The sequence below is a fragment of the Dethiosulfatibacter sp. genome (assembly GCF_983023055.1).
Genome location: NZ_CEZJXU010000152.1, coordinates 1 through 5266, shown reverse-complemented (window position 1 = coordinate 5266; position 5266 = coordinate 1). Strand labels below are relative to the sequence as shown.

At 36.9% G+C, this 5266-nt stretch carries 6 protein-coding genes; 2 read left to right on the top strand and 4 right to left on the bottom strand.

Annotated elements, in window-relative coordinates; all coding sequences use genetic code 11:
- From AC3AX0_RS06710 to AC3AX0_RS06695, 4 genes are all read right to left on the bottom strand, one after another.
- On the bottom strand, window positions 1-548 hold a 548-nt coding region (locus AC3AX0_RS06710; protein ID WP_487549534.1), incomplete at its 3' end, for an ABC transporter permease family protein.
- 10 nt (window positions 549-558) lie between these two features.
- On the bottom strand, window positions 559-1614 hold the full coding sequence (locus AC3AX0_RS06705) for an ABC transporter permease (RefSeq protein ID WP_487549533.1): 1056 nt from the start codon (window positions 1612-1614) through the stop codon (window positions 559-561).
- Entirely contained in the window at window positions 1615-2466 is an 852-nt protein-coding gene (locus AC3AX0_RS06700) for an ABC transporter ATP-binding protein (RefSeq protein ID WP_487549532.1), read from the bottom strand.
- A gap of 314 nt (window positions 2467-2780) precedes the next feature.
- Entirely contained in the window at window positions 2781-3158 is a 378-nt protein-coding gene (locus AC3AX0_RS06695; RefSeq protein WP_487549531.1) for a RidA family protein, read from the bottom strand.
- 198 nt (window positions 3159-3356) lie between these two features.
- Between AC3AX0_RS06695 and AC3AX0_RS06690 the strand changes: the two genes are divergently transcribed.
- Together AC3AX0_RS06690 and AC3AX0_RS06685 are read left to right on the top strand one after the other, a co-directional pair.
- Window positions 3357-3989 (top strand): helix-turn-helix transcriptional regulator, encoded by a 633-nt coding sequence (locus tag AC3AX0_RS06690; RefSeq protein WP_487549530.1) that lies wholly within the window; start codon window positions 3357-3359, stop codon window positions 3987-3989.
- Between the two features lie 259 nt (window positions 3990-4248).
- Window positions 4249-5205 carry an ornithine cyclodeaminase family protein gene (locus tag AC3AX0_RS06685; RefSeq protein WP_487549529.1) on the top strand — a complete coding sequence of 319 codons (957 nt, stop codon included), beginning with the start codon at window positions 4249-4251 and terminating at the stop codon, window positions 5203-5205.
- Window positions 5206-5266 lie beyond the last annotated feature (61 nt).

The window sequence follows — 5266 nt, the reverse complement described above, 5'->3', positions numbered from 1 at the left end:
ACATTAAGGGCGGAAAGAGTATTAGATTCCTTTTCTTCCACCAGATTTATTCCCACCATAAGTCCCGGTGCTACCATGGAGAACAACAGTATGAAAATCGTCCCAAGCCTTCTCACAGGTGATTCCTTGACTCCTACATCGGAGATTTTAACATCAACAAGACTTTCTTCTGTCTTCAAATATTCATCAAGTATCATTGCCGCAGTATTTTTGGACACAGTCTTTTCGTTGCCCTGAAGTACTATAACATATTCACCCTCAACATAATCTATTCCAGCAACCTCATCGGTCCCCTCCACTCTTTCGTAGAGGTCCTCTCTGGTATCTGCAAATTCAACTTCTCCGTATTTTTCAAATTCATAAACCACTTCCTTCTCAACATTTGAATTGATTACAAATCTTGTAGAGGCACTTTCAACATCTGGAATAAAAAGGTTTAGAACTACAGCAAGAATTATTGGAAGTATTGCAGTTATGAATATGATGAAATCCCTGACAACACTCATGGTATCTCTTTTGAAAACTTTAAAAATTTTTGATATCTTCATATTCAACCTCCTAATTCTTTCGAAGCAAAGCTCTTTTAAAGAAAATATGAGCCAGCACAAAAATACCAAGACCCTCCATCAGGATCAATGACAAATATCTGTAAAACACAGTGCCTCCCGAATCAAGGAGTGCTTCTCCTGCTGCATAAATCATTGTATACGTTGGTATTACTTTTACCCAGAGAGGTGAAAAGGGAGGATATACATATGAAATCACAGGAATCACAAGGACTGCCATGGACGCCATAACCCACAGCATTGATTTTGACAGTGAATCGAAAAAGCTTCCTATTAATGATCCAAGTGAGGAACCAAAAAATGACGATACTATTAGAAACATCAATAAATATAGTGGATTAAAGTCAAATCCTCTCAGAAATATAACTGTTCCAAAGGCTGAAATAAGACCCAGAACAAGCATCACCAGGGCTTTTGACAACAGATGCTCGACCGTTCTTCCTGGCGAAACCAGAAATGCAGTATGCATCCTCTGTTCCTTTTCCATGAAAAGAAGTACTGCTATTAGAAAATATCCTATGAATGATGACTCCATTACTATGAAAAGAGGTAACATTATATCACTATAGGAAATATCATTGCTCCCGTATTGAGGATTTAATATCTTTACCTGGTAGTCTGACTTGTAAAAAAAGTTTCCTTTCAGAAATTCCGACAATCCTCTTTCAACCTGTAGCTCTATCAAATTTCTGAATTTATTGTTTTCGTATCCCTGAAGAACCAGTTCTATTTCAGGATATTCATCCCCTTTGGAGATGACTGCCCCGTAGCTTTCAGGTTTCTTCTCTATTCTCTCAACGAGTTCTTCCCTGGAATCGACAAAGGTAAGATTTCCCGATGTGAATTCCGAATCGAAGCCTTCTACTGAAAAAGGCAGTGCTCCTTTTTCCAGGTATATGAAAAATGATATGTTTTCAAAGGTATAGGGAACGATGAACTTAAGTACAAGACAAAAAATCGCTGCAGTTATGAGGGTTACGTGAAAAAAATATTCCCTCCATGCAATCTTCATATCCTTTTTCAACGTGGCATAAAAACGATGACCCATTTATACCAGCCTCCTGCCTGTAAGTTCAATGAAAATATCCTCAAGAGTTGCCTCTTCAGAATGAATGGTTTCAATCTTTCCAGAAGACACAAAATCATTTATTCTTTTCCTGCCCTCTTCACTTTCAAGACTAAGATCTTCAGAAAGAATATTTCCATTCTCTCCGTATTCTATCCTTACTCTCTTTTCACCGTATTTAAGCCTAAGATTCCTTGGAGTGTCAACAACAATAATCTTTCCTTCATTCATAAAGGCTATCCTATGGCACAACTCCTCTGCCACTGCCATGTTATGGGTTGTAAGAAGTATTGTGGCTCCCTCTTCATTTCTTTTTCTTATTATATCCAGGATGTCCCTGCTTGACGAAGGATCCAGTCCAGTGACAGGCTCGTCCAAAAACCACACTTCAGGGTAATTTATCATGGAACGGGCAAATATCAGTCTCTGCTTCATACCCTTTGAATACTTTCCAACCCTCATGTCTTTCACATCTTCCAATCCAACGGATTTGATGAGTTCATTGCAGTCCAATGTATCAACATCAAACATACCGGCAAAGTATTTCAGGTTTTCAAGTCCTGTAAGCTTGTCGTAGGCATTTGCAATTTCAAAGGATACGCCTATTCTGTTGAAAAATCCGCTTTTTTGTCCCTGCACCTTTATTCCTGCAACAAAAGCCTCTCCATACTGAACAGGAAGAAGACCAGTAAGAATTTTCTGTGTAGTAGACTTACCAGCACCATTTGGTCCTAGAAAACCGAAAACTTCACCCTTTTCTACATGAAAGCTTATGTCATCCACTGCATTCTTCTTTTTATCGTAGGAATACTTTAGATTGTTAACTTTTATCATAAGGTTCCTCCTCTAAATGTTGTATCGAGATTATAAATTATTACAGTTCCCTACTCACTCAGTACGACAATTCATAATTAATAATTGAAAATTATCGCACCTCGAATTCGAGACCTCACTGTAATAATTTATAATCTCTGTAATCGGTATTTTCATACTTAAAACAACTTCAATCTATCTAGAAATAATATTCCAACACTGTAGGGAAAAATTTTAGATTTGTATATAAAAAATCCCATGATATATTATACCACGGGATTAGAGTTGTTCATTATTAAGTTTAAAAACTCAACTATATGCTTTTGCTATAAATCCTACTTAATTGCTATTGCGTCAATCTCTACTTTTACATCTTTAGGAAGTCTTGCAACCTCTACTGCAGCTCTTGCCGGCTTGTGCTCTCCGAAGAACTCTTCATATACTGCATTCATTGCTGCAAAGTCATTCATGTCCTTAAGGAAACACTGACACTTAACGATGTCTTCCACTTTGTATCCCGCTTCATCAAGTATTGCCTTGATGTTTGCAAGGGACTGCTTAGTCTGCTCTGCTATGTCTTCGCTTACAAGCGTCATAGTTGCAGGAACAAAAGGAATCTGTCCAGATACATAAAGTGTGTCATTAACCTCTACTGCTTGAGAATAAGGGCCTACTGCTGCAGGCGCGTTTTTAGTTGAAATAAATTTTTTCATTGTATACCTCCAAATTTTCTACCCTAATTATATTATTTTACGAGATGTTTTGCAAGTATTTTTTTCATAATGATAATATTTTTATCATTATTCTTGTAATATTATAATTTTTCATATATTATAATAATGATACTTGAACTTTGCAGCCAACGTCACCAATGTACATGCAAAGTTATTAAATGAATTGGAAGTGATAAAGTGAAAAGCATTTTAGAAAAATATATAATAATCGGTGAATTCATAAGCAAGATAATGGGAGACAACTGTGAAGTCTTAATTCACGATATCAAGAACCCAGAGAATTCAATCGTCTGGATAGATAAGGGACATATCTCAGGAAGAACACCTGGTGATTCACTAACGGATCTTTCTCATGAAATATTGAAGAGGAAGGAATATCTGACCAAGGATTATATCGTGAACTATGAAGGAAGGGGCAAAGGCGAAAGGAAGTTTAATTCCTCTACTTTTTTTATCAAGGATGAAAAAGGAAATCTTCACGGATTCCTCTGCGTCAACAGCGATATAACTGACTTCCTTGAATTCAAGGAGCAGTTTGGAAAAATGGAAAAATATTTCAACCAATCAACTGCAGAACACAGCGAGGAAATATCCACACCAATCTCATCAATGGCTGAAACTGTGATACAAGAGGTCATTAACAATCACAATATTTCTGTAACCAGAATGAAAAAAGGCGAAAAAATCGAAGTAGTGAGAACACTCCAGGATAGAGGAATCTTCGACATAAAGGGTGGTACTTCAGAGGCTGCAAAACAACTTAAAGTATCAGAAACTACACTCTATCGTTACCTCAAAGAAATAAACTGATTTGTAAATATATATATCAAAAACTGTTATCCATCTGATTTGTGTTAATTATCAGATAGACAACAGTTTTTATTATGTGAAATTGTTACAAAAAAGTCATTAATGCCCTCTTCTTAAATATAGTTGTCGCCATTTTAAACACATTAGCCCTTTATTCAATATATTCCATCCCAAAATTTGACATTTTGTTAATTTTTTGTTATTATAATAATAATTTATTAAACCAAAATTGAAAATATATTTTAAAGGGAGAATTACAATGTTAGTAATTGGTAAAGAAGAAGTCAGAGAACTTCTATCAATGAAAGAGTGCATCGGACTCATGAAGGAAACACTTATGGACCTTAACGACGGAAAGGCTTCAATGTCATTAAGATCAGCAAACAAGCTTGCAGGAGATGATTTCTACCTCCTTATGCCGGCATACCTTAATGAAAAAGGATACTTCGGAGTCAAGTTAATAACAATATTTCCATCAAATCATGGAAGAAACCTTCCATCACACCAGGGTGTAGTACTATTGTTCAGCGCCGAAGACGGAAAGGAAAGAGCAAGCATAGACTGCATATCCATTACAGCTCTTAGAACCGCCTCCGTTACTGCCGTTGCAACAGATCTTCTTGCAAAGAAGGATGCAAAAACCATGGGATTCCTGGGTGCCGGAGTACAAGCTAGAAACCACGTCGAGTCACTGCTTCTTGTAAGGGATATCGAAGAAATCAAAGTTTGGGACTTATATCCATCTGCTGCTGAAAAATTTGCTGATGAAATGTCCGAAAAGTACAACGTAAAGGTTACAGTCTGTGAAACCGCTGAAGAAGTTGTATCAAATTCAGAAATCATAACGACAGTGACATTGGCCAAGGAACCAGTATTGAATGGAGAATGGTTGAAACCAGGAACTCATATAAACGCTATAGGTGCTTCTGCAAAGGCTTACAGGGAAATTGACAGCAGTGCAGTTGCAAAGGCAAGACTTTATGTCGACAAGAAAGAGTCTTGTACCGGAGAGAGCAGCGACTACTTGGTTCCATTGAGTGAAGGCGCCATTGAAGATGATCACATAGTTGCTGAAATCGGCGATATCTTATTGAATAAAGCCGAAGGAAGAAAAACAGATACTGAAATAACTATGTTCGAAGGCATGGGTCTTGCAGTAGAAGACATAGCATCCGCTGCTTATATCTACCAGAAAGCTGCGAAAAAAAAGCTGTAATCAACTAGTTCCAGACAAAAATAATATTAATATTCAAAACAAAGAATCTAGCTTCATTGAA